Here is a 22,761-nt window from a genome sequence, read left to right as displayed (position 1 = left end):
GGTGTCCTCCTCCTCACTGCGGGCGGTCGAGGGTGGAGACCCAGTCGAGGAGGGTCTCGACGAACTGCTTCGGGGCGTGCTCGTGCATCGAGTGCGGCATGTCGGGGAACGAGCGGTAGTCGATCCGGCCGCCCGTCGCGGTGACGATCTCCCGGGCCCGGCGGGCCTGGTCGTCGGAGGACGCGCCGGTCAGCCGGCCGGTCTCCTCGTCCACCGCGCGGTAGTGGTGGGTGTAGAGGACCGGGACCCGCACCCGGGCGAGCATCGAGGCGTGGTCGCACGACGCGGTCGCGGTGCCCGAGACGAACGCGCGGCCCCACTCCGGGTCGTACTCGCGCAGGTTCTGCGGCGGCCCGGCGGCGGGCCCCGCGGCCTCGTCGCGCGGCATCATCACGGCGAGCGCCCGCAGGATCGGCGCCGGGAGCTCGGTGGGCATGGCGCGCACCAGGCCGTCCCAGTCGCCGATCGACCACTGGTCGCCGAGCCACTTGTTCCAGGCGGCGAACACCGGCCCGATCGCCTGGCCGATGCCCTGCCCGATGGCGGGCGTGACCTCGCTGGCGAACAGCGGCGGGTCCTCCCAGAGGGCCGCCCGCACCTGGCCGGGGGAGGCGTACGCGGAGAGCCACGCGGACAGCACCCCGCCGGAGGACAGCCCGCTCACGAGGGTCTCGCGGCCGATCACGAGGTCGATGAAGCGCACCAGGTCGGTGCCGAAGAGGTCGAGCGTGTAGCGGCCCGGGGTCCACGTCGAGCGCCCCTGCCCGCGCAGGTCGACCGCGTGGACCCGGAAGTGCTCGGCGAGCAGTGGCATGGCGGCCTCGTAGCCCCACCAGGACTCGGACTGGCCGGGGATCAGCAGCAGCGCAGGCGCCGACTCCTCGCCCGCCACCGCGTAGTTCATGCGGACCTCGCCCAGGTCCACGACCTGCTCGTCGTACGCGTGCGGGACGAAGGTGCCGGGCCGGTCCGCGGCCTCGAGGATCGTCATCACCGGCTCCCCACGAACCGGTGCCGCATCTGGCCGATGCCGGTGCACCACGAGGTGAGCTCGTCGCCCTCGGACAGGAACCGCGGCGGCGTGCGGCCCGCGCCGATGCCCGCCGGGGTGCCGGTGAAGACCACGTCGCCCGGCAGCAGCGTCACGACCGCGGAGAGCCTCGCGACCAGCGCGGGGACCGAGAAGATCATCGCCCCGGTGCGGCCCTTCTGGACGCTCTCGCCGTTGACGAGGCAGCCGAGCTCGAGGTCGTCGGGGTCGAGCCCGTCCGCGCGGAGCTCGTCGGCGGTCACCAGGGCGGGGCCGAGGGGCGAGAACCCGGGGTAGGACTTGCCGAGCCCGAACTGCGCGGGCGGCGCGGCGAACTGGGTGACGCGGTCGGAGAGGTCCTGGCCGAGGGTGAGGCCGGCGACGTGGTCCCAGCCGTCGGCCTCGGCGATCCCGTGCCCGCCCCTCCCGATGACGGCGACGAGCTCGACCTCCCAGTCGACGTCGCCGGGGGAGAGCCGGACGTCCCCGCGCGGGCCGGTGACGCTGGTCGGGTACTTGGTGAACACGACCGGCTCGGTGGGCAGGTCCATCCCGGACTCGGCGGCGTGGTCGCGGTAGTTCAGCCCGATCCCGAAGACCTGGGGCGGGCGCGGGACCACCGGGCCGAGGGCGGCCGGGTCGAGCGGGACGGCGGCGGCGAACGAGGCCGTCGCGGCCCACGCGCGGAAGGCGTCCCAGTGCTCGTAGACCGTCTGCGGGTCGGCGTCGGAGCCGGCGGCCGCGACGTCGATCCCGCGCGGCTCGTCGGGGTCGGTGCCGGGTTCGAGCAGGACCAATCGGCCGGCGTGGTGGGCGATGCGCATCGGGGAGCCCTTCGCTAGACGAGTGCGGTGACGCCGTCGGTCAGGCCGAGCAGGGCCCGGCCGTAGACCTCGGTGGAGATCGCGGGACTGACCACCGCGTGGCGCGAGGCGACCTCGGAGTCGCGCCAGATCCGCTGCAGCGGGCTCGACTCGGCGAACGCCGAGGCGCCGTGGGCCGAGACGAGGATGCGGATGGCCTCGCGGGCGTGCTCGATGGCCTGGCCGGTGTCCATCCGGACCCGGGCGCGGGCGGTGTAGTCCGGGTAGACCCCGTCGACGGCGGCCTGGTCGATGTCGGCGGCCGCGCGGTAGGCGAACAGGTGGGCCGCGTCGACGTGCGCCGCCGCCTCGGCCACCGCCAGCTGCACCGTCGGCGCCTCGGTCTGCACGTCGTAGAAGGTGTAGGAGATCGCGCGCTTCGGGGCCTTCTCGACGACGAGGTCGAGCGCGGCCTGGGCGAGGCCGAGCTGCGGGCCCGCCAGCACGATCGCCGCGACCGGGACGAACGCCGACCGGTAGAGGACCTCGTCGGTGTGCTCGGTGCCGTACCGGCCGCCGATCGCGGCGGGGACCGAGATGATGCGGTGCCCGGGCACGAGGACGTCCCGCGCGACGAGGGTGTTCGAGCCGGTGCCGCGCATGCCCGCGACGAACCAGGTGTCCTCGACGGTCAGCTCGCTCATCGGGACCAGCGCGAGCCCCTGGTCGACGACCTCGCCGTGCTCGTCGGGCACCGGGAAGCCGACGACGGCCCACTGCGCGTGCAGGCAGCCCGAGGCCCAGCCCCAGCGCCCCGAGAGCCGGTAGCCGCCGTCGACCCGCGTCGCCTCGCCCGTGGGCGCCAGCACCCCGGCGATGCGGGCACCCGGCGAGGCCTCCCACACGTCACGCTGCGCGCGGTCGGGGAACAGGCCGCCGAAGAACGCGCAGACGTTCATCAGCGTCGTCGCCCAGGATGTCGACCCGCAGCCGCGGGCGAGCTCGCGCGAGACCTCGAGCTTCGTGCGCATGTCCGTCTCGAGCCCGCCGAGCCGGCGCGGCCGCATGACGGCGAACAGGCCGGCCTCGTCGATCAGCGCGATGTTCTCCTCGGCCACCCGGCGCTCGGACTCGGTGCGGGCGGCGTTGCGGGCCAGCACCGGCACGATCTCCCGCGCCCGGCCGACCAGCTCCGCGCGCAGCGCGCGGGCCTCGTCCGACGTGCCCGGACGGTCGAGCGAGCAGTCGGACATCGACGTCGAGGACATCGAGCACCTCCGGTCGGTGATCGTGGTGGAGTGACCTGCACCACGTCGGACGCTAGGGTGCTAAGTTATAAGTTGTCAATGTCGGTGAGGCTGTGGCCGGTCGCCGTGATCGAGGGGGTGGGCCGTGTCGCCGGACACGGGGGTGGAGGTCTGGGGCCGGGGCGGGGAACGCCCCGGCGTGCGCTCGGTGGCGTCGCGCAAGGCCTCGGCGGTGGACCTCGTGCTGCACGAGATCCGGCGCTCGATCCTGTCCGGTGAGCTCCCCCCGGGGCGGCCGTTCACGGTCCCGGCCCTCACCGAACAGCTCGGCGTGAGCCACGTCCCGGTGCGCGAGGCGCTGCGCCAGCTCGAGGCCCAGGGCCTGATCACGCTGAGCCCCTCGCGCAGCGCGATCGTCACGCCGCTCGACGCCGACGACCTCCGCGCCATCTACCGGCTCCGCATCACCGTGGAGCCGGAGCTGGCGGCGCTGTCCGCCGCGGGGCGCACCGACGCGGAGATCGACCAGCTCGACCACCTGGTGCGCACCACGTTCGGCGACGTCCTCGGCGAGGCCTTCTGGGCGCCGCACCGCGAGTTCCACGCCACGATGATCGAGCCGGCCGCGAGCGGCTGGGACCGGCGGCTGCTCACCCCGCTCTGGGACGCCTCGGAGCGCTACACCCGGCTGGTGTTCGATCCGGTCGACGCGCCGGAGGCGTTCGCCGCGCACCGGGCCCACGCCCACGACGAACTCGTCGACGCCGCCCGTTCCCGCGACCCCGAACGGGTGCGCGCCGCCGTGCGCACCCACCTCGAGGACAACCTCGCGACGATGCTCGAGGGCATGCGCACCCTCGAGGCCACCCGCCGTGACGAGCGCGGCGCGCCCGACGGTCGCGACGCCACCGCCTGAGCGGGCGCCGCGAAGCCGGCGAGCGGCCCGGGCGCGGGAGCGCCGCGCTCGTCACGGGCGGGGAGTGCCGTGCACGCGGGCGGCGTGGCGGGCGTAGACGCGGGGTGCGATCCGGGGGACGACGGCCCGGGGCAGCGCAGGGGCCGACGCGAGCATCGAGGCGAGCACGTCGGGGTCGCCCTCGTAGGCGAACATCCCGAACACCAGGGGCAGGGCACTCTTCGGCACGGCCCCGGCCCCGTGCTCGCCGACGGCGCGCCACTCGGGCTCGGTGAGGTGGGCCGCGGCGAGGGGCAACAGGGTGCGCTCCTCGGTGTCGAGGTGCTCGGCCAGCTGCCGGTGCAGCTCGCGCAGCGTCCCGGCGAGCTCGTCGCGGTGCCCGGCGTCGGGCCGGTCGACCCACCGCCGCCGCGTGGCGCCGACGCGCCCCAGGGCCTCGTCGAGCCCGGCGTGCTGGGCCTCGGCCTCCGCGAGGAGCGTGAGCGCCCGGGCAGGGACGCGCTCGCGCAGCAGGGGCCACAGCAGGGCGTCCTCGCCGGCGTGGTGGTGGTGCAGCAGGTCGCAGAGCAGGCCCAGGTGACGCTCGACGACGCGGGCCCGGCGCCGGTCGTCCGGGGCGACCCGGAGGACGGCCGCGGGGGCGAGCCGGAACTCGCGCAGCAGCGCCGTGTGCACGACGACCATGTCGCGGACGTCGACCAGCGGGGCGTCGGGTGCCGGCGGCGGGGCCGCCGGCGGGCAGACCCACCCGGGCCGCTCGTGGTCCCACCAGCAGCGGGTGGTGTGGCGGTGGCCGGTCCCGGGGGCGTCGAGGGCGTCGGTGGTGGCGGGGTGGGGCGTGGTCTCGGTCATGGCACCGAGCGTGGTCGGCGGCGGCCGAACGGGGCATCCCAACAACTTGGGGTTCTCTGGCGACCGGGCGATGTCACGATGAGTGCATGACGACGAGGACCGGCCTGCGCCTGGCCGAGCGGTTGCGCCGCACCACGGCGGCCGCCGCCGACCTGCCGGCCCTCGCCGCGGCGGTGTACACCGCCGTCGCGCGGGAGGTCCCGTTCGACTTCGCGTGCTTCGCCACCACCGACCCCGCGACCGGGCTGATCACGTGGGCGTCCAAGACGCGCCCGCTCGAGGTCGGCGACGAGGAGTTCGCGGCCACCGAGTACGGCCCGCCCGACGTCAACTCCTTCGCCGAGATCGCCCGGCGCACCCCGCCGGTCGGCGTGCTCTCCGTCGACACCGGCGGTGACCTCGACTCCTGCCGCCGTCACCGCGACTACATGGCCCCCCGCTTCGGCTTCACCGACGAGCTGCGGACGGTGTTCCCCAGCCGGGGCGCGAGCTGGGGCGCGCTGGCGATGTACCGCGGGGCCGGCGACCTGCCGTTCACGGCGGCCGACGCCACGCGGTTCGTCGACGTGGGCGAGATCGTCGCCGACGCGATCCAGCGCTGCCTGTTCCGGGGCGACGGTGCGCCGCGCCCCGTCGAGCCGTCACCCACGGCCCCCGCCGTGCTGATCGTCGACGACCGGGGCGGGGTCACCCACCTGACGCCCGCCGCCGAGGCCGTCGTCGCCGAGCTCGGCGGGTGGGACCACGGGGAGCTGCCGGCGAGCGTGCTCGCCGTCGTCGCGACCGCCCGCACGCGCGGGGAGCACACCGAGAGCCGCGTGCGGACCTCCGCCGGGCGCTGGCTGAGCCTGCGTGCCGCACCGCTGACCGGACCGCCGCAGCGTCACGACATCGTCGTCACCGCCGAGCCGACCCCGCGCGCGACGCTCTCCCGGCTCGCGCTCGCCGCGCACGGCCTCACCAGCCGGGAGGAGGACGTCGCCCTGCTCGTGCTGCAGGGCGCCGACACCCGGGCGATCTCGGCGACGTTGCACCTCTCTCCCCACACGGTGCAGGACCACCTCAAGGTGGTGTTCGCGAAGGTGGGCGTCTCGAGCCGTCGGGAGCTCACCGCGCGGCTCGTGCTCGAGTGACGGGCGGACCGCCGGAACCGGACACCGGGTCGCAGAGCCGACCAACGCCCCGCTGACCAGCGCGGACCCCACAACTCGCGGGTGTAGCTTCGCGGGCCGGGAGAGCACAGCGACGGGGGTGCACCGGGGTGGCCGATCAGTGGGACGGCCGGGGACTGCCACCGGTCGCCGCCGCCCGGGTGGATCGGGCCGCGTCGGGCGGGCCGTGGACCTCGATGCTCACCGTGCCCTCGGCCGCCGGTCTCTCGGCCACCGAGTTCGAGCCCGTCGGCGAGGTGATGGGCTCGATCGTGCAGTACGTCGGGTGGAGCGGGTACGGCGGCTGCGGGGCGTGGGGCGCCGGCGGGTTCGGCGGCTTCGGCGGGACCCTCGGCCCCATGACGCCCGTCCCCGCCTTCGCGCCCTACGTCGAGGCGCTGCGCCACGGCTACGACACCGCGATCGCGCGGATGCAGCTCGAGGCCGCCGGCATCGGCGCGGACGGCATCGTCGGGGTCGCCCTCACCGCGGGTGCCTTCGACCAGGGCAGCCGCGAGTTCATGGCCCTGGGCACCGCCGTCCGGTCCACCCGCCCGCACCAGCGCCCGTCCCAGCCGTTCTGCACCGAGCTCGCCGGCCAGGACGTCGCCAAGCTCGTCGGCGCCGGGTGGCTGCCGGTGCGCATCGTCTACGGCATCGCGCTGCTCATCCGCCACGACGACATGCGCACCCGCTCGCAGGCCTCCTGGCTCTCCGGCAACGCCGAGGTGTCCGGCTACACCCAGCTGGTCTCCGCGGCGCGGGCCGACGCGCGCCGCGACTTCACCCGCCGGGTCGCCGCCGCCGGCGCCGAGGGCGCGATCGTCTCGGACATGCGCGTGTGGATGCGCGAGATCGAGCCCGCGGAGAACCACCGCGACCACGTCGCCGAGGCGACGGTGTTCGGCAACGCCCTGCTCGCCGTCTCCCACCCCGAGGCGCCCGCGCGGTCGTCGTCGTTGACCTTCCTGCCCCTGCGCCCCACCCGGGAGACCTCATGACCGAGCAGGACACCTCGTCACCGTCCGACACGGCCGCCGTCGAGGGTGTCCCGTCGGACGCGATGCGGCGGCTGGCCCACATGCGTCCCGGCCAGGCGACGAGCATGTTCACCTCGGACCTGACGGTGAACGAGTTCCTGCTCGTGCGCGAGGCCGGGTTCCGGCCGCTCGGCCTCGTGCTGGGCTCGAGCATCTACCACGTGGGCTTCCAGGTCGGGCGCTGGGGGAAGAACCAGGAGCTCGACACCCTGTCGCAGGCGATGTACCACGCCCGCGAGCTCGCGATGACCCGGATGGAGGCCGAGGCCGACCAGCTCGGCGCCGACGGCATCGTCGGGGTCCGGCTCGACATCGAGTTCAAGGAGTTCGGCAACGACCTCGCCGAGTTCATCGCCGTCGGCACGGCGGTCGCCGCCGAGGACGCCCCGCCCAGCGGCGGCTCATGGCGCAACGTGCACCGCCAGCCGTTCACCTCGGACCTCTCCGGCCAGGACTTCTGGACGCTGATCCAGGCCGGCTACGCCCCGCTCGGCATGGTCATGGGGTCGTGCGTCTACCACATCGCGCACCAGGGGATGTTCCGCGCGATGAGCAACATCGGGCAGAACGTCGAGCTCCCGCAGTACACCGAGGGCCTCTACGACGCCCGGGAGCTCGCGATGAGCCGGATGCAGGCCGAGGCGGAGGCGCTGCACGCCGAGGGCATCGTCGGGGTCCGGCTCCGCGCCCACGGCCACCGCTGGGGCGGGCACACCACCGAGTTCTTCGCGATCGGCACCGCGGTCCGCCCGCTGCGCGCCGACCACCACATCCCGACCCCGCAGCTCGTGCTGCCGCTGACGGACGGGTGAGGAGATGGGTCCCGACGAGGATGGCGGGCTCGGCCCGGGTGCCGAGCCGACCGGCCTGGGACCGGCGGCCGACGTCGCCCTGCTCGCGGCGGCGCTGCGCACCGACCGGGCCGACGTGGCGTCCTACGCCCGCGTGCTCTCGGGGGCCCTCGGCGACGCCCTGCCCGCCGGCACCGTCGAGGTCGGCTACCGGCGGGGGCTGGGCGACCGGCTCGCCGGGCGCGAGGGGCGCGCGGAGTCGGTGCTCGTGCACGGCGACGGCCGCGACCTCGAGCTGCGGGCCGAGGGGGAGCGGGTGCACGCCGAGGTGCGCCGCGTCTCGGGCGGCGTGGTCATCAGCCGCCGCCGCGTCGAGGTCGAGGACTGGCTGACCGCGCTCGCCGAGGACCTCTCCCGCATCGCGGCGCGCGACGCCGCGGCCCGGCGGGCGTTCGAGCGCTGGCTGCGCATGTGAACGGATGTGGTCGTCCCGACGACCACATCCGTGCACGTGCGGAGGCAGGATGAACGCGTGACCCTTCGTCTCGCCCTCGCCGGAGAACCGCTGCCGCTGGTCGGGCGCGCCCGTGCCTACGTCTGCGGGATCACGCCCTACGACACCACCCACCTCGGCCACGCGTCGACCTTCGTGTGGGCCGACGTCGTCGGGAGGGTGCTGCGCCGGATCGGGGTCGAGGTCGAGACCTGCCGCAACATCACCGACGTCGACGACGTCCTCGACGCCGCGGCGGAGCGCGCCGGCCGCCGGTTCGACAGCTTCGCCGCGGTCGGACAGTTCCGCTTCGACCGGGACATGACCGCGCTCGGCGTCCGCCCGCCGACGCACCAGCCGCGGGCGCACAATCACGTCGAGGGCGTCGTCCGCCTGGCGGCGGCGCTGCTCGAGCGCGGCGTCGCCTACGAGCGCGACGGCGAGGTCCTGCTCCGCGCCGCGGCGACCGGTCTCGACGTCGTCGACGTGCCACCCGAGGCCTCCGAGGTGCCGCCGTCGCCCCGCGCCGAGGACCCGCGCGACCCGACGGTCTGGCGGCCCGCGACGCCGGGCGAGGCGGCCTGGCCGAGCCCCTGGGGCGACGGGCGCCCGGGGTGGCACGCCGAGTGCGCGGCGATGGCGCTGTCGGTGCTCGGGCCCGCCGTCGACCTGCACGTCGGGGGCGCGGACCTGCGCCACCCGCACCACACCGGCATGGCCGCGATGGCCGAGGCGGTGACCGGGGTGCGGCCGTTCGCGCGGGCCCGCCTGCACGTCGGGACGGTGCGCGTCGACGGGGCGAAGATGGCGAAGTCGGCCGGGAACCTCGTGCTCGTCGCCGACCTGCTCGAGACCCACCCCGCCGCCGCGGTCCGCCTGCTGCTGCTCGACCGGCCCTGGGCGCAGGCCTGGGACGTCGTCGCCGGCGCACTGGACGCCGCCGCGGGGCGCCTCGAGCGTCTGTTCGCCGCGGCCGCGCGGCACGTCGACGGCACGATCGCGGCCGATGCCGTGGTCGCCGCCCTCCTCGACGACCTCGACGTCCCCACGGCCCTCGACATCGCCGAGCACGAGGGCGGGGAGGCCGCTCGGACGGCGCTGTCGGTGCTCGGCCTGGCTTAGAAGACCGTGGTGCGCGTGATACTGCTGTGACACGCGGGTCGGATGTGCTGAATTTCCGCCTTCCACTGCCTACGGTGTGCCGCGGGTGCGGCCGTCCGTCGTGCCGGGGGTGGCGGAGGAGGGCGTGATGCGCTGGGGCGGACCCGACGAGGTGACGCTGAACCCTCCGGAGAAGGCCGCGGAGGGGGGACGGGCCGGCGCGGAGCCCGGGACGACGACCGTGGTCGACGCACCCGCGCCGACCCCGCCGCCGCCCTCGTCCCCGGCCCCGGCGGAGGGCCCGACGGAGGCCCCGGCCGAGCCGCCGGAACCCCGCCGGTCACCCGAGAACGACGCTGGCGCACCCGCGCGGGCCTCGACCGGGGTCGCCGCGCCGGCCCCCGAGCGGCCGCCCGGTCCATCGCCCCGCCCGAGCCCGCCGCGACGTCCCGCGGACGCGCCGGAGGACCGCCGTCGGCCCGGCGGCGAGGGGCGGCGCCTCCCGTGGGGACGCCGGCCCTCCCCGGGGAAGCAGCGTCCCGAACCACCCCGCCCGCAGGCGGCTCCGTCGCGGGCCGACGACGAGCGTCCCCCGATGCTGGGCGTCCCGCCGTGGCGGACCGGCGCGTCGGCTCCGCCGGCCCGTGGCGCGGAGACCGTGTCCGACGGACAGGGTCCCTCGCGGAGGTCGACGCGGGCCGCTCCTCCCGAGGACCGGCCCACCAGCCCGGCCACGGGTGCCGCGGCGGCCGGTGGTGCGGCGGTCGCGGGGGCCGCTGCGTCGGCCGGCGGCGCGACGACGGGTGACGCGGCGACCGAGTCGCCGCGATCCGGTCCCGTGACGCCCCAGTGCGGGACCACGACGCCGAGCGCGCCGAGCGAGCCGGCCACGGTGCGGACCGAGACCCCGGCCAAGGGCGACGCCGGCCGCGGCGCGACCCCGACCGGCGCGCCCGAGGCGTCCCGCTCGCCCGCGCCACCTAAGGGCGACGGCGCGACCGAGTCGCGACGACCCGGTTCCCCGGCACCGCAGGCCGAGGGCCCGACGGCGAGTGCGCCGACCCCGAGCAAGGGCGACGGCGCGACCGAGTCGCGGCGACCCGCTTCCTCGGCGCCGCAGGCCGAGGCCCGGGCGGCGAGCGCTCCGTCCGAGCCGGACACCGTGCGCACCGGACGACCCGTACCGCGAGCCGAGCCGGACACCGGGCGCACCGGAGAGCCGGCGGCGGGCGGCGGCGCGACCGGCTCGCCGCGAGGCGGCCCCGAGCGATCGGGGACGTCGGGTCGGTGGCCGGGAGGTGCGGTCGCGGGTGGCGCCGCGGTCGCAGGGGCCGCCGCGACGGCCGGTGGGGTGGCGAAGGGTGGCGACGCGACCGGGTCGCGACGACCCGGTTCCCCGGCACCCCAGACGGAGGCCCGGGCGGCGAGTGCCCCGACCGAGCCGGACACCGTGCGGACCAGCACCCGGACGACGAACGCCCCGGCCACCGAGCCGGCACGACAGGGCTCCACCGCAGACGGGAGCACGAGGCCGAGCCCGACAGCGCGACCGAGCGCGGGGTCGGCCACTGCCGGGTCGGCCGCTGCTGCCACGGCCGCGACCGAGTCCTCGCGACGCGGTCCCGACGCACCGGGGAAGTCCGGGCGGACCGAGGAACAGGCCGCGGGCACGACGACCGAGTCCTCGCGACGCGGTCCCGACGCACCGGGGAAGTCCGGGCGGATCGAGGAACAGGCCGCGGGCACGACGACCGAGTCCTCGCGACGCGGTCCCGACGCACCGGGGAAGTCGGGGCGGACGGTCGGTGTCGCGGCGGCGGGTGGGGCCGCGGTCGCGGGCGCGGCGGCACTGGTGGGGGGCGGCGCCACGAAGGCCACGCCGGAGAAGGCCACGCCGGACAAGGCCGCGCCGGAAGAGGCTGCACCGGAGAAGACGCCCACGCCGAGGGAGACCCCGGAGGCCGGTGCTGCGTCGGCGAGTGCGCCGGCGCCGGAGAGGACGGACCGGAAGAACGGGTCGGCCCCGGCCCCGTCCCCGTCTCCCACCACGCGGACGCCCCAGGGCACGGCACCCCCTGTCAGCGCGCCGGCCGACGAGCCGACCCCGGCCGAGCGCACCGACGCGATGGTGCCGGTCGCGGACCCGGACGCCGCGCCGGAACGCGCGGAGCCGCGGCCGGGGCTCGTGCGGGACCGCCGCCGTCGTCGTCGGGTGCTGTTCGCCTTCCTGCTGGCGGCGCTGGTCCTGGCGGCGTTCCTCGGGCTGGTCGCCCTCATCAGCGGGCACGACGACTCCGCTCCGCCGCGCGCCGCCCCACACCCGGTGCTCACCGTGCCGGCGGGAGCGCCGGCGGCCCCCGCCGCCCCCGCCCCACCCCCGCAGCTGCCGCGGGGCGGGACGACGATCTTCCCGAACTACCGGGTCGTCGCGTACTACGGCACGGCGGACACCGACCGGCTCGGGGTGCTCGGCGCCGGCTCCCCGGACCAGGCGGCCACCAAGCTCGAGCAGGCCGCCGCGCCGTTCGCGACGCCGGGCCGCACGGTGCAGCCGGCGATGGAGCTGATCGTCGGGGTCGCGGACGGCGGCCCCGGGCCGGACGGCGACTACCACCACGACATCGACCAGGGCGCCGCCCAGCGCTACCTCGCCGCCGCCCGCGCCCACAAGCAGCTGATGGTCATCGACATCCAGCCCGGGCGCACCGACTTCATGACCGCCGTCAAGCCGTGGGAGAACCTGCTGCGCGAGCCCGACGTCGGGCTCGCCCTCGACCCCGAGTGGCGGATGCCGCCCGGCGAGATCCCCGGCGAGCAGATCGGGACGGTGTCCGCCGACGAGGTCAACCAGGTCTCGGCGTGGCTCGCGAACCTCGTGCAGGCGAACGACCTGCCGCAGAAGCTGTTCGTGGTCCACCAGTTCACCCCGAACATGATCAGCAACCCGGAGCGGCTGCAGACCCCGCCCCAGCTCGCCGTCGTCCAGCACATCGACGGCTTCGGCGCGCCGCCCAACAAGCTCGGGAAGTACCAGGAGCTGCAGCGTCCGGCGCAGATGCACCTCGGCTTCAAGCTCTTCTACACCCAGGACACGCCGATGCTGACCGCCGCGCAGGCGCTCGCGCTCCACCCGACGCCGGACCTGGTCACCTACCAGTAGCCAGCGGGGAACCCCCTCGCACGGCGTCGTTAGGCTCTTTCCATGGCACGAGGCGTCACGCGGATGTCCGATCTGTTCCTGCGCACCCTGCGCGAGGACCCGGCCGACGCCGAGGTGCCCAGCCACAAGCTGCTGGTGCGCGCGGGCTACGTGCGCCGGGTCGCGCCCGGCATCTACTCCTGGCTGCCCCTGGGCATGCGCGTCCTGAAGAACACCGAGCGCATCGTGCGCGAGGAGATGGACGCGATCGGCGGGCAGGAGGTGCACTTCCCCGCGCTGCTGCCCAAGGAGCCCTACGAGGCGACCGGGCGCTGGACCGAGTACGGCGACGCGCTGTTCCGGCTCAAGGACCGCAAGAAGGCCGACTACCTGCTCGGGCCCACCCACGAGGAGCTCTTCACGCTCATGGTGAAGGGCGAGACGTCGTCGTACCGGGACTTCCCGGTGATCCTCTACCAGGTCCAGACGAAGTACCGGGACGAGGAGCGGCCGCGCGCGGGCATCCTGCGCGGGCGCGAGTTCGTCATGAAGGACTCGTACTCGTTCGACCTCACCGACGAGGGGCTGGCCGAGTCGTACGCCGCGCACCGCGTCGCCTACCAGCGGCTGTTCTCCCGGCTCGGGCTGGAGATCCAGATCGTCTCGGCGATGTCGGGGGCGATGGGCGGGTCGGCGTCGGAGGAGTTCCTCGCACCGACCGAGACGGGCGAGGACACCTACGTGCGGTGCCTGGAGTCGGGCTACGCCGCGAACGTGGAGGCGGTGACGACGCCCGCGCCGCCGGAGCAGTCGATCGCCGACAAGCCCGAGGCGGTCGTGTACGACACCCCGAACACTCCGACGATCGACACGCTCGTCGCGCACGTCAACACCCTCGGGCTGGGCCGCGAGTTCACCGCCGCGGACACCCTCAAGAACGTCATGGTGAAGACGAGGCTGCCGGGCAGCACCGAGTGGTCGCTGCTCGGGGTCGGCGTGCCCGGGGACCGCGAGGTCGACATGAAGCGCCTCGAGGCCTCGCTCTCGCCGGCCGAGGTGGTGCTGCTCGAGGACGCCGACTTCGCCGCCAACCCGTTCCTGACCAAGGGCTACATCGGCCCGGTCGGCCTGGCCAAGAACGGCGTGCGCTACCTGGTCGACCCGCGCATCGTCACCGGCACCGCGTGGGTCACCGGCGCCGACGAGCACGGCCGTCACGTCGTCGACCTCGTCGCCGGCCGCGACTTCACCCCGGACGGCACGATCGAGGCCGCCGACGTCCGCGAGGGCGACCCCTCGCCCGACGGCGCCGGCACGCTCGTCGCGGCCCGCGGCATCGAGATGGGCCACATCTTCCAGCTCGGCCGCAAGTACGCCGACGCGCTCGGCCTGACCGCGCTCGGGTCGGACGGCAAGCCGGTGACGGTGACGATGGGGTCCTACGGGGTCGGCGTCTCCCGCGCGGTGGCCGCGATCGCCGAGCAGCACGCCGACGGGAAGGGCCTGGTGTGGCCCCGGGAGGTCGCGCCGTTCGAGGTGCACCTCGTGATCGCCGGCAAGGACGCCGCCCAGGCCGAGGCCGCCGAGACGATCGCCGCCGGGCTCGCCGGGGCCGGCCTCGAGGTCCTGCTCGACGACCGCAAGGCCTCGCCCGGGGTGAAGTTCGCCGACGCCGAGCTGATCGGCGTGCCGACGTCGATCACCGTCGGGCGGGGCCTCGCGAACGGCGTCGTCGAGGTCACCGAGCGGGCCACGGGGGAGCGGCGCGAGGTGCCCGTCGACGAGGTCGTCGGGGCGCTGACCGGCGGGCGCTGAGGGCGGACGGCAGCAATGGCACATTTCTGGCGCTCAACGCCAGGACGGCGCCGTTCACCCACCGAGGCTGCGCCCGACCAGTGGCAGCAATGGCACGTTCCTGGCGTCCGGTGACAGGACGGCGCCGTTCGCTCGTCCGGGGTCGGGCCTGCCCGGACGGGGTCAGGCCCGCCGGCGCCGCTCCAGGGTGACGCTCACCCCGAACACGACGATGCCCAGGAGCGGCAGCGCCGCGCCGACCGCGGCCGGGGCGTCGTAGCCCAGCCCGGCGGCGAGCACCGCGCCGCCGAGCGCCGCGCCGATCGCGTTGGCGACGTTGAACGCGGAGTGGAAGCTCGCGGCGGCCAGCGACGGTCCCTCGGCGGCGAAGTCGATAAGCCGCCCCATGAGCGCGGGCCCGGCCGACATCCCGACGAAGCCCAGCGCGAACAGCCCGAGCGTCGCCGACGCCACGTGGTGGGCGCCGAAGACGAAGCCGACGAGCACCGCCGAGTACACGACGAGGGCGACCGCGATCGTGACCCGCGGAGCGCGCTCGGCGAACCGGCCGCCGGCGACGTTCCCCACGGTCATCCCGATGCCGAGCGCGCCGAGCAGCAGCGGCACCGTCGAGGTCGAGACGCCGGCCTCGGCGGTGAGGATCGGGCTGATGTAGCTGTACACCGCGAACAGTCCGCCGAAGCCCGCGGCGATCACGCCGAGGGTGAGCCACACCTGCGGGCGGGTGAGCGCGGTGAGCTCGCCGCGCAGCGAGCCGCCGCGGTCGCCCGCGGGGCTGGGCACCAGCGTCGTCACGGCGAGCACCGTGATCAGCGCGATGACGGTGACGGCGAGGTAGGCGCTGCGCCAGCCGAAGGTGTCCCCGAGCCAGGTCGCGGCGGGGACCCCGACGATGTTCGCGATCGTCAGCCCGAGCATCACCGTCGCGAGCGCGCGGGCCCGCCGCTCCGGTGGCACGAGCGTCGACCCGAGCACCGCGGCGGTGCCGAAGTAGGCGCCGTGGGGCAGGCCGGCGAGGAAGCGCAGGCCCACGAACGGCACGAACGCCGGGGCCAGCGCGGAGAGCGCGTTGAAGACGACGAGCGTGATCGCGAGCGCCACGACGAGGCGCTTGCGGGGCCAGCGGGCGCCGACCAGCGCGATCAGCGGCGCGCCCACGACGACGCCGAGGGCGTACGCGCTGATGGCGATGCCCGCCGTCGGGACGGAGACGCCGAGGTCGGACGCGAAGCCGGGCAGCACGCCCATGCTGGCGAACTCGGTGGTGCCGATCGCGAGCCCGCCGAGCGAGAGCGCGGCCAGGCTGACCCCGGCCGGGACGCGCCCGGCCAGGCCGTGGGAGCGGGTGGGGGTGGGTGCCGATCCGGTCGTGTCGGGGGACTCGACGGATGTGCTCACTCTGGGGTCCTCCGGGCGGACGAGTGGGGGACGAGGTCGGAGAGGTCGGTGAGGGAGAGATCGGCGTCGATGCCCTTGAGCCCGGCGACGGTGGCGCCCGCCGCGCGCCCGGCGGCGGCGCCGGTGGCGGTGTCCTCGACGACGAGGCAGTCCCGGGGTGCGACCCCGAGGCGGGCGGCGGCCAGCCGGTAGCCCTCGGGATCGGGCTTGCCGCGGGTGACGGCGTCCCGGTCCACCACGACGGGCGCGTTGATGCCCGCTGCCCGCAGCCGGATCCCCGCCAGCCGCGCGTCGGCGCTGGTGACGACGGCCCAGGGGCGACCGGAGCGCCCGAGGGCGGCGACCAGGTCGAGGGCGCCGGGGGTGGCCGCGACGCCGTCGAGGTCGTGGTACTCCCGCTCCAGCTGGGCGGCCGCGGCCGCCGCGACGTCGGCGGGGTCGAGGTCGGGGCGCATGCGGGCGACGGTGTCCGCGGCCGGGTGGCCCGGCATGACGGCGAGCACCTGCTCCTCGTCGACGCCGTACTCGCGGGCCCAGGCCCGCCAGGAACGCTCGACGGCGGCGTCCGAGTCGACCAGGGTGCCGTCCATGTCGAACAGGACCGCGGCGAACGCCTCGAGGGTGGGGCGGTCGCTCGTGTGTGTCATGGTCCGATCACTCCCCACGCTTTTCCTCGCCATCCGAGCATAATGAGGACGTGGGCAACATGGGAAGCGGTGAGGGCGCCGAGCGCTGTGAGCCGTATCGCGCCCGCGTCGACCGCTGGCGCACCAGCGCCGCCGTCCTCGACGAGGTGCGCCGGACCCCGGGGCTGACCCGTGTCGAGCTGGCGTCACGCCTGAACCTCTCGAGCGCGACCACCACCGAGACCGTCGCCCGGCTGCGCGAGGCGGGCTGGCTGGCCGAGGAGCGCGCGCCGGTCAGCGGGCGCGGGCGCCCGACGACGTGCCTGCGCCCCGCCCCCGACGGCCCCCGCGTCCTCGCGCTCGACCTGCGCCACGAGGACTGGCGCCTCGCCGAGGCCGGCCTCGACGGGGTCCCGACGGTGCTGTGCTCCGGCCGCCGCGGCGACGACCTGTCCGAGCGGCTGGCCGCGGCGCTCGGGGCGGTCGGCTCCGGGACGAACGACTCGTTCGTGCACGTGGACGCCACGAACGAGTCGTTCGTCCCGGCCCGGAGGCGCCCTCTCGCCCTCGGGCTCGCCGTCCCCGCGCCGCTGTCCGACGACGTGTTCGTCCGCGCCACCGAGCTCGACTGGGGCCCGGTCGCCGCCGGCCTCGTCGCCGGGCCCGACCGGCCGGAGATCCCCGTGCTCCCGGGCAACGACGCGACCCTGGCCGGGCTCGCCGAGGCCCGCACCGGGGCGGCGGCGGGGTCAGGGACGGCGTTGTCGCTGACCGTGGAGGTCGGGATCGGCGGCACCCTGCTGCTCGACGGGCGCCCGCAGCGCGGAGCCCACGGCGCCGCGGGGGAGTACGGGCACATGCCCTTCGGCGACCCGGCGATCGCCTGCCCGTGCGGGGCGCGGGGCTGCTGGGCGCCCGAGCTCGACGGACGCGCGCTGGCCCGCCACCTCGGCGCCGACCCGCCCGCCGACCCCCGCAGCTACGCCGAGGAGGTCCTCGACGCCGCGGACGCGGGGGACACCGCGGCCGCGGCCGCCGTCGCCCGGGTCGCCGTCGCGCTCGGCCGGGGGGTGGCGGGCCTGGTCAATGCGCACGACCCCGACGTCGTCGTCCTGGGCGGCCTCGGCCCGCGCTTCCGCGGCCCCGCGTTCGACGACGCCTACCGCTGCGGGCTCATGGGGTACCGGCGCGCCGACCCCACCCCGGTCCGCGACGGCGTCCACGGCGACGACGCCCCGCTGCGGGGCGCGGTCGCCCTCGCGCTCGACGACGTCACGAGCGCGGAGGGCCTGGCCCGCGTCTCGGGATGAGTCTCGGGATGAGACGCCTCCGGCCCTGGTGCGGGACCGCTCGACCGGCCTACCGTCCCCGGACGTGGCGCCGGAGCGGGACCTCGACGCCGCCCGGGCCCGGTTCCTGCGCGGCGGCCGGTCGACGCTCGCCCCGGAGGAGGTCCGGGCCGAGGTCCTCGCCTCCTGGGAGCGCTCCGGTGCGGCCGCGGTGGCCGGCGCGCCGGCCCCCTTCGTCGGCCACCACGACGCCGGCCCGCTCCTCGCCGCCGCCGACGCCGTCCTCGGCGCCTTCGCGCTGGAGAACCCCGACGCCGGGTGCGCCGTCGGGCTCGTCGGCGAGGACGGCACCCTGCGACTGCGCCACGACACCGCCACCGCGCCGGCCGAGCTGCTCGACGCCGCGTGGTGGGTCCCGGGCCACCGGCACGACGAGCGCGCGGTCGGGACGACGGCCGCCGCCCTCGCCCGCCACACCCGCCGCTCGGCCCTCGTCGAGGGCGCGGAGCACCTGCACCCGGGGCTGCGGGTCCTGCGCGACGCCGCCGCACCGGTGACGCTCGGCGCGCACCGGGCCGCCGTCGTCGTCGTCACCCACGCCTCCGCACGGGGCGGGACGCCGCTGGCGCTCGCCCGGACGCTCGCGGCCGCCGTCGTCGGGCACGAGGAGGCCGAGCGGCACCGTCGGGTCCTCGCGGTGCACGACGCCGCGGCCGACCTGCGCGCGGACGGCGTGCCGTGGGTGCTCGCCGCCGCCGGCGACGACCTGTGGGTCGGTCGCGGCGCGCAGGCCCTGGCCCCGCCGGACCAGCAGGCGCTGCACGACCTGCTCACCGCCAGCGTCCTGCTCGACGAGACCGAGGCCGCGCGCCACCTCGACCTGCCGTCGGGACTGTGCGCCGAGGTGCGGGTGCAGGAGGTGCGCGGCGGCGACGCGGAGGTGCTCGGCGCCGTCCTCGGCGGGTGGCCGGTGGAGGCGCACGTGGCAGCCGGGCGGACGACGACGGCGGCCCGGGAGGCCCGCCGTCGCCAGGGCTCGCACGTCGCGCCGACCGCGCGCCGGGACTTCGCCGCCGAGCTGCGCGGCGGCCCGTCGGCCGAGGCCTCGGAGGAGGCGCGGCTGCGGGCCAACCAGGAGCTCTTCAGCCCCTTCGTCCGGGCCCGCCGCGACGCCACCGCCACGCTCGCGCACCGCCGGCACCTGCTGCTCGTGGGGGAGACCGGGGTCGGGAAGCGCACCCTGGCCCGCGAGCGGTTCGCCCACCTCTTCCCGCGCGGGACGTCGACGACCGTCGACTGCGCGGCCCTCGGCGACGGCCACGACGTGCCCCTCGACGACCCGGCCGCCGACGTGCACCTGGTGCTGCTCGACGGCGTCCACACCCTCACCCCGCGCAGCGCCCGCCGGCTCGACGAGGCGCTGCGCCCGCTGACGGTGCTGCCGGGCCGGGTGGTGGTGGTCGGCTGCCTCGACAGTGCCTCGGTCGACGCCGGACGGCCCTACGGGCTGCTGCTGCGCCACTTCCACGAGACGGTCCGCGTGCCGGCCCTGCGCCACCGCTCCGACGAGCTCGCCGAGATCGCGCGCTCGGTGCTGCGCTCGACCACCGGGGCCCGCTCGCTGCGGCTCTCCCACCAGGTCGTGCGGGTGCTGGAGGGCTACTCGTGGCCGGGCAACATCGCCGAGCTCGAGGACGTGCTGCGCTACGTCGTGGCCCGCAAGCCCGTCGGGGTGGTGCAGCCGCCCGACCTGCCGGCGTTCTGCTTCACCAGCGCGCCGCGGCTGACGATGCTGGAGACCGCGCAGGCCGACGCGATCATCCACGCGCTCTACGAGACCCGCGGCAACCGCTACAAGGCGGCCGCGATGCTCGGCATCGCCCGGTCCTCGCTCTACCGCAAGATCGACGCGTTCGGGATCAGCTACATCGCGTAGGTGGCCTTCGGCCTCGTGAGCAGAAACTGTCGCTATAGCGGCACTTTGTGCTCACGAGCGCGGAGCGCACCCAGGTGTCCCGGGAGCGGGACAGTCGGCGGCGGCGGGGCCCGACGGCCGGTCCGGATGGTCTCGATGTCGGACAGTCCGCGTGTGTCCTGCGCCACTAGCGTCGGTCGCGTCGCAGCGCAGCCCACGGGAGGACGCCATGAAGGCCCTTGTCTACCACGGTCCCGGTTCGAAGTCCTGGGAGGACGTCCCCGACGCCCGCGTCCAGGAACCCACCGACGTCGTCGTCAAGGTCGACACCACGACGATCTGCGGGACCGACCTGCACATCCTGCAGGGCGACGTCGCCGCGGTCACCGACGGCCGGATCCTCGGGCACGAGGCCGTCGGGACGATCACCGAGGTCGGCGACGCGGTCCGGGGCTTCTCGGTCGGCGACCGCGTGCTGGTACCGGCGATCACCAAGTGCGGCCGGTGCGAGTACTGCCAGCGCGGGATGCCCTCGCACTGCCAGACCGTCGGCGGCATCGGCTGGATCTTCGGCCACCTCATCGACGGGACCCAGGCCGAGCTCGTCCGGGTGCCCTACGCCGACACCTCGCTCTACGCCGTCCCCGACTCGGTCACCAACGAGCAGGCGATCTTCCTCGCCGACTCGCTGCCGACGGGCTACGAGGTCGGGGTGCTGGCCGGTGGCGTGCGTCCCGGCAACACCGTCGCCGTCGTCGGCGCCGGGGCGGTCGGACTGTCCGCGGTCCTCACGACGGGGCTGTGGGGCGCCTCGAAGGTCATCGCGATCGACTCGAACAAGTTCCGCCTGGAGCGGGCGCTCGAGTTCGGGGCGACCGACGCGATCGAGGTCGGGCCCGGCACCGTCTCCGACGTCGTGGGGCTGACCGACGGGCTCGGCGTCGACGTGGCGATCGAGGCCGTCGGCTACCCGGAGACGCTGCTGACGGCGGCGTCGCTGGTGCGGCCGGGCGGGACGATCGCGAACGTCGGCGTCCACGGCACCCCGGTCGAGATCCCGATGCAGGACATGTGGATCTCCAACGTGTCGCTGACGATGGGCCTGGTCGACACGGTGTCGATCCCGACGCTGCTCAAGATGGTCGCGAGCGGGCGCATCCCGGCCGAGAAGATGGGGACGCACTCGTTCACCTTCGACCAGATCGACGAGGCCTACGACGTGTTCGGCAACGCCGCGGCGAACCTCGCCCTCAAGGTCGTCATCACGCCCTAGGAGGTGGCCTGCGGCCTCGAGAGCAGAAAGTGTCGCTATCCGGACACTTTCTGCTCACGGGCGCGAAGCGCACCCAGGACCTGCGCGACGGCGGCCGTCGGCGGCCCGGGCACCCGGGCGACGACCACCCGCCTGTCCTCGGCCGACCCGTCGCGCACCCGCAGCGCGACCACCCCGGCCGGGAGGGACCCGACGAGCCCCGAGGGCACCGTCGTGATCCCCTGCCCGGCCGCGACGAGGGCGAGCTTGGCGAGCCAGTCGCGGGCGGTGTGGGCGACCCGGGGGCGTTCGTCGAGACCCGGCCAGACGCCCAGCGCGCCCTCCGGGCCCGCGATCCACGCCCGGCCGCGGAGGTCCTCGATCGTGACCGACCCGAGGTGGGCGAGCGGGTCGCCGGCCGGCACCCCGAGGCGCAGCGTGCCCTCGCTGATCACCTGCAGCGTCAGGGGCGGTGACTCCGTGTCGGGCGGGCGGTAGGGCGGCAGCTGGGCGAGCACCGCCAGGTCGAGGGTGCCCGCGCGCAGCCCCCGGACGAGCGTGGGTGTCGTCCCCTCCCGGGAGACGACGGTGATCCCGGGCGCCGACCGGGCGAGGGCCGCCAGGGCCCGCGGCACGACGACCGCACCCGCCGTCGCGAACCAGCCCAGCCGCACCGTGGCCCGCTCGTCGGGCAGCCCGGCGAGCTCGCGGGCGCCGGCCCCGAGCTCGTCGAGCACCGCGGCCGCGCGCCGGGCGACCAGCCGGCCGGCGTCCGTGGGCCGCACGCCCGACCGGTGCCGCTCGAGCAGCGGGGTCCCCGCGTCACGCTCCAGCGCCGCGACCTGGCGGGACACCGCCGACTGCGTGTACCCGAGTGCCGTGGCCGCGGCGGTCAGCGTCCCCCGCTCGACGACCTCGCGGAACACCCGCAGCGACGTCACCGACGCGCTCTCCAGAGACATGACGAACACGCATACCGGAGATGCAGAACCCTCGTTGGAGGAATGCCTCGGCCGTTCCTAGCGTGGTCGTCGTGAGCAGGACCGCCCTCGTCACGGGGGCCACCCAGGGCCTCGGTCTGGCACTCGTCGCCGGTCTCGCCGCCCGGATGGAGCCCGGCGACACCGTGTACCTCACCGGCCGCGACCCCGAGCGGGTCGAGCGCGCCGTCGCCTCGGTCCCGCCGGGCCGGGCGCGGGTGCGCGGGGAGCTCCTCGACGTCGCCGACCCCGACGCGGCCGAGGCGCTCGCCGCCCGGCTGGGCGGCGCCGACGTCGTCGTCGGGAACGCCGTGATGCGCGTCGGCCCGGACGACGACCCACGCGGGATCGTCGACGGGTACGCCGAGGTCAACAACTTCGGCACGACGCGGCTGTTGCGCGCCTTCGCGCCGCGGCTGCCCGACGGCGGGCGCCTCCTCGTCGTCGCGAGCTCGCTGGGGACACTTCACCACCTCGCCCCGGTCCTGCACGACCGGTTCGACGGCCGCACCACCCTCGACGAGGTCGACGCGGCGGTCGGGGCGTGGCGCGACGCGGTCGCCGACGGGAGCGCCCGCGGCGGGGACTGGCCCGGGTTCGTGAACATCCCCTCGAAGATCGGCCAGGTGGCCGCGGTGCGGGCGCTCGCGGCGTCCCGGCGGGAGGCGGACCGTCGCCGGGGGATCCTGCTCGCCGCGGTGTGCCCCGGGATGATCAACACGCCGACGTCGGGGCTGTGGTGGGACGTCAGCGGCGCCCCCACGCCCGACGAGGCCGCCGGCCCGCTGCTCGACCTCGCGCTCGGTCCGGTCGACCCGGCGATGTACGGCGAGCTGGTCCGCCACGGCCGCGTCCTGCCCTGGAAGCCCGGGGTCGGGTCATGATCAGCAGTGCTGGGCGCACCCGAGCGGGCCTGTCGGGCT

Annotated in this window: 19 protein-coding genes; 12 read left to right on the top strand and 7 right to left on the bottom strand. The window is 75.9% G+C overall.

The features are described from left to right. Nucleotides 1-13 precede the first annotated feature (13 nt). Genes HH311_RS09260 through HH311_RS09250 form a run of 3 tightly spaced genes read right to left on the bottom strand, consistent with a single transcriptional unit; the run spans nucleotide 14 to nucleotide 3,101 of the window. Nucleotides 14-991: an alpha/beta fold hydrolase gene (locus HH311_RS09260; RefSeq protein WP_169183325.1), complete on the bottom strand. Its 978-nt coding sequence runs from the start codon at nucleotides 989-991 to the stop codon at nucleotides 14-16. Next, nucleotides 991-1,854, bottom strand: a complete 864-nt coding sequence (locus HH311_RS09255; RefSeq protein WP_169183324.1) for a fumarylacetoacetate hydrolase family protein — start codon at nucleotides 1,852-1,854, stop codon at nucleotides 991-993. The genes HH311_RS09260 and HH311_RS09255 overlap by 1 nt, the downstream gene beginning before the upstream one ends. Before the next feature lie 14 nt (nucleotides 1,855-1,868). Then, nucleotides 1,869-3,101: an acyl-CoA dehydrogenase family protein gene (locus HH311_RS09250; protein WP_248292339.1), complete on the bottom strand. Its 1,233-nt coding sequence runs from the start codon at nucleotides 3,099-3,101 to the stop codon at nucleotides 1,869-1,871. Nucleotides 3,102-3,225: 124 nt separating this feature from the next. Between HH311_RS09250 and HH311_RS09245 the strand changes: the two genes are divergently transcribed. Continuing rightward, nucleotides 3,226-3,996 (top strand): GntR family transcriptional regulator, encoded by a 771-nt coding sequence (locus HH311_RS09245; RefSeq protein ID WP_211189887.1) that lies wholly within the window; start codon nucleotides 3,226-3,228, stop codon nucleotides 3,994-3,996. Between the two features lie 51 nt (nucleotides 3,997-4,047). On the opposite strand, the gene HH311_RS09240 is transcribed toward HH311_RS09245, so the two are convergent. Next, entirely contained in the window at nucleotides 4,048-4,848 is an 801-nt protein-coding gene (locus HH311_RS09240) for a hemerythrin domain-containing protein (RefSeq protein WP_169183323.1), read from the bottom strand. 86 nt (nucleotides 4,849-4,934) lie between these two features. Here HH311_RS09240 and HH311_RS09235 point away from each other — a divergent pair, with 86 nt between their 5' ends. From HH311_RS09235 to HH311_RS09205, 7 genes are all read left to right on the top strand, one after another. Then, a complete protein-coding gene (locus HH311_RS09235) occupies nucleotides 4,935-5,981 on the top strand; it encodes a helix-turn-helix transcriptional regulator (protein ID WP_169183322.1) in 1,047 nt (348 codons plus the stop codon). Between the two features lie 128 nt (nucleotides 5,982-6,109). Beyond that, nucleotides 6,110-7,000, top strand: a complete 891-nt coding sequence (locus HH311_RS09230) for a heavy metal-binding domain-containing protein (RefSeq protein WP_169183321.1) — start codon at nucleotides 6,110-6,112, stop codon at nucleotides 6,998-7,000. Continuing rightward, a complete protein-coding gene (locus HH311_RS09225; RefSeq protein WP_248292338.1) occupies nucleotides 6,997-7,851 on the top strand; it encodes a heavy metal-binding domain-containing protein in 855 nt (284 codons plus the stop codon). Before HH311_RS09230 ends, HH311_RS09225 begins: the two co-directional genes overlap by 4 nt. A gap of 4 nt (nucleotides 7,852-7,855) precedes the next feature. Continuing rightward, on the top strand, nucleotides 7,856-8,305 hold the full coding sequence (locus HH311_RS09220) for a hypothetical protein (protein ID WP_248292337.1): 450 nt from the start codon (nucleotides 7,856-7,858) through the stop codon (nucleotides 8,303-8,305). Between the two features lie 57 nt (nucleotides 8,306-8,362). Next, complete coding sequence (locus tag HH311_RS09215) at nucleotides 8,363-9,445, top strand: class I tRNA ligase family protein (RefSeq protein WP_169183320.1); 1,083 nt, start codon at nucleotides 8,363-8,365, stop codon at nucleotides 9,443-9,445. A 2,104-nt stretch (nucleotides 9,446-11,549) separates the two neighbouring features. Beyond that, nucleotides 11,550-12,584: a hypothetical protein gene (locus tag HH311_RS09210; protein ID WP_169183319.1), complete on the top strand. Its 1,035-nt coding sequence runs from the start codon at nucleotides 11,550-11,552 to the stop codon at nucleotides 12,582-12,584. A 42-nt stretch (nucleotides 12,585-12,626) separates the two neighbouring features. Further along, nucleotides 12,627-14,378 carry a proline--tRNA ligase gene (locus HH311_RS09205; RefSeq protein ID WP_169183318.1) on the top strand — a complete coding sequence of 584 codons (1,752 nt, stop codon included), beginning with the start codon at nucleotides 12,627-12,629 and terminating at the stop codon, nucleotides 14,376-14,378. Nucleotides 14,379-14,540: 162 nt separating this feature from the next. On the opposite strand, the gene HH311_RS09200 is transcribed toward HH311_RS09205, so the two are convergent. Both HH311_RS09200 and HH311_RS09195 read right to left on the bottom strand, forming a co-directional pair. Next, on the bottom strand, nucleotides 14,541-15,776 hold the full coding sequence (locus tag HH311_RS09200) for an MFS transporter (RefSeq protein WP_312030030.1): 1,236 nt from the start codon (nucleotides 15,774-15,776) through the stop codon (nucleotides 14,541-14,543). After that, nucleotides 15,773-16,423, bottom strand: coding sequence for an HAD-IA family hydrolase (locus HH311_RS09195; protein WP_169183317.1), 651 nt, complete (start codon nucleotides 16,421-16,423; stop codon nucleotides 15,773-15,775). The genes HH311_RS09200 and HH311_RS09195 overlap by 4 nt, the downstream gene beginning before the upstream one ends. 59 nt (nucleotides 16,424-16,482) lie before the next feature. Here HH311_RS09195 and HH311_RS09190 point away from each other — a divergent pair, with 59 nt between their 5' ends. The 3 genes from HH311_RS09190 to HH311_RS09180 all read left to right on the top strand — a co-directional run bounded on the left by HH311_RS09190 (nucleotide 16,483) and on the right by HH311_RS09180 (nucleotide 20,879). Next, a complete protein-coding gene (locus HH311_RS09190; protein WP_169183417.1) occupies nucleotides 16,483-17,712 on the top strand; it encodes an ROK family transcriptional regulator in 1,230 nt (409 codons plus the stop codon). A 64-nt stretch (nucleotides 17,713-17,776) separates the two neighbouring features. Next, a complete protein-coding gene (locus HH311_RS33185; protein WP_169183316.1) occupies nucleotides 17,777-19,627 on the top strand; it encodes a helix-turn-helix domain-containing protein in 1,851 nt (616 codons plus the stop codon). Between the two features lie 208 nt (nucleotides 19,628-19,835). Then, complete coding sequence (locus tag HH311_RS09180; RefSeq protein ID WP_169183315.1) at nucleotides 19,836-20,879, top strand: alcohol dehydrogenase catalytic domain-containing protein; 1,044 nt, start codon at nucleotides 19,836-19,838, stop codon at nucleotides 20,877-20,879. Nucleotides 20,880-20,914: 35 nt separating this feature from the next. Here HH311_RS09180 and HH311_RS09175 read toward each other — a convergent pair whose 3' ends face one another. Further along, a complete protein-coding gene (locus HH311_RS09175) occupies nucleotides 20,915-21,820 on the bottom strand; it encodes a LysR family transcriptional regulator (protein WP_169183314.1) in 906 nt (301 codons plus the stop codon). Nucleotides 21,821-21,891: 71 nt separating this feature from the next. Here HH311_RS09175 and HH311_RS09170 point away from each other — a divergent pair, with 71 nt between their 5' ends. Beyond that, the gene (locus HH311_RS09170; protein ID WP_312030029.1) at nucleotides 21,892-22,722 is read left to right on the top strand and encodes an SDR family NAD(P)-dependent oxidoreductase; all 831 of its coding nucleotides are present in this window, start codon (nucleotides 21,892-21,894) and stop codon (nucleotides 22,720-22,722) included. Nucleotides 22,723-22,761 lie beyond the last annotated feature (39 nt).

The organism is Actinomycetospora sp. TBRC 11914, from assembly GCF_012933465.1.
Classification (GTDB): domain Bacteria; phylum Actinomycetota; class Actinomycetes; order Mycobacteriales; family Pseudonocardiaceae; genus Actinomycetospora.
The sequence above is the reverse complement of the archived record's forward strand: the minus strand, read 5'-3'. Positions and strand labels throughout refer to the sequence as shown.

Excerpts from the sequence above, each read along its gene's own strand:
- HH311_RS09260 (WP_169183325.1), bottom strand. The coding sequence starts at position 991 with ATGACGATCCTCGAGGCCGCGGACCGGCCCGGCACCTTCGTCCCGCAC.
- HH311_RS09255 (WP_169183324.1), bottom strand. The coding sequence starts at position 1,854 with ATGCGCATCGCCCACCACGCCGGCCGATTGGTCCTGCTCGAACCCGGC.
- HH311_RS09250 (WP_248292339.1), bottom strand. The coding sequence starts at position 3,101 with ATGTCCTCGACGTCGATGTCCGACTGCTCGCTCGACCGTCCGGGCACG.
- HH311_RS09240 (WP_169183323.1), bottom strand. The coding sequence starts at position 4,848 with ATGACCGAGACCACGCCCCACCCCGCCACCACCGACGCCCTCGACGCC.
- HH311_RS09235 (WP_169183322.1), top strand. The coding sequence starts at position 4,935 with ATGACGACGAGGACCGGCCTGCGCCTGGCCGAGCGGTTGCGCCGCACC.
- HH311_RS09225 (WP_248292338.1), top strand. The coding sequence starts at position 6,997 with ATGACCGAGCAGGACACCTCGTCACCGTCCGACACGGCCGCCGTCGAG.
- HH311_RS09220 (WP_248292337.1), top strand. The coding sequence starts at position 7,856 with ATGGGTCCCGACGAGGATGGCGGGCTCGGCCCGGGTGCCGAGCCGACC.
- HH311_RS09210 (WP_169183319.1), top strand. The coding sequence starts at position 11,550 with ATGGTGCCGGTCGCGGACCCGGACGCCGCGCCGGAACGCGCGGAGCCG.
- HH311_RS09205 (WP_169183318.1), top strand. The coding sequence starts at position 12,627 with ATGGCACGAGGCGTCACGCGGATGTCCGATCTGTTCCTGCGCACCCTG.
- HH311_RS09195 (WP_169183317.1), bottom strand. The coding sequence starts at position 16,423 with ATGACACACACGAGCGACCGCCCCACCCTCGAGGCGTTCGCCGCGGTC.
- HH311_RS09190 (WP_169183417.1), top strand. The coding sequence starts at position 16,483 with ATGGGAAGCGGTGAGGGCGCCGAGCGCTGTGAGCCGTATCGCGCCCGC.
- HH311_RS09180 (WP_169183315.1), top strand. The coding sequence starts at position 19,836 with ATGAAGGCCCTTGTCTACCACGGTCCCGGTTCGAAGTCCTGGGAGGAC.
- HH311_RS09175 (WP_169183314.1), bottom strand. The coding sequence starts at position 21,820 with ATGTCTCTGGAGAGCGCGTCGGTGACGTCGCTGCGGGTGTTCCGCGAG.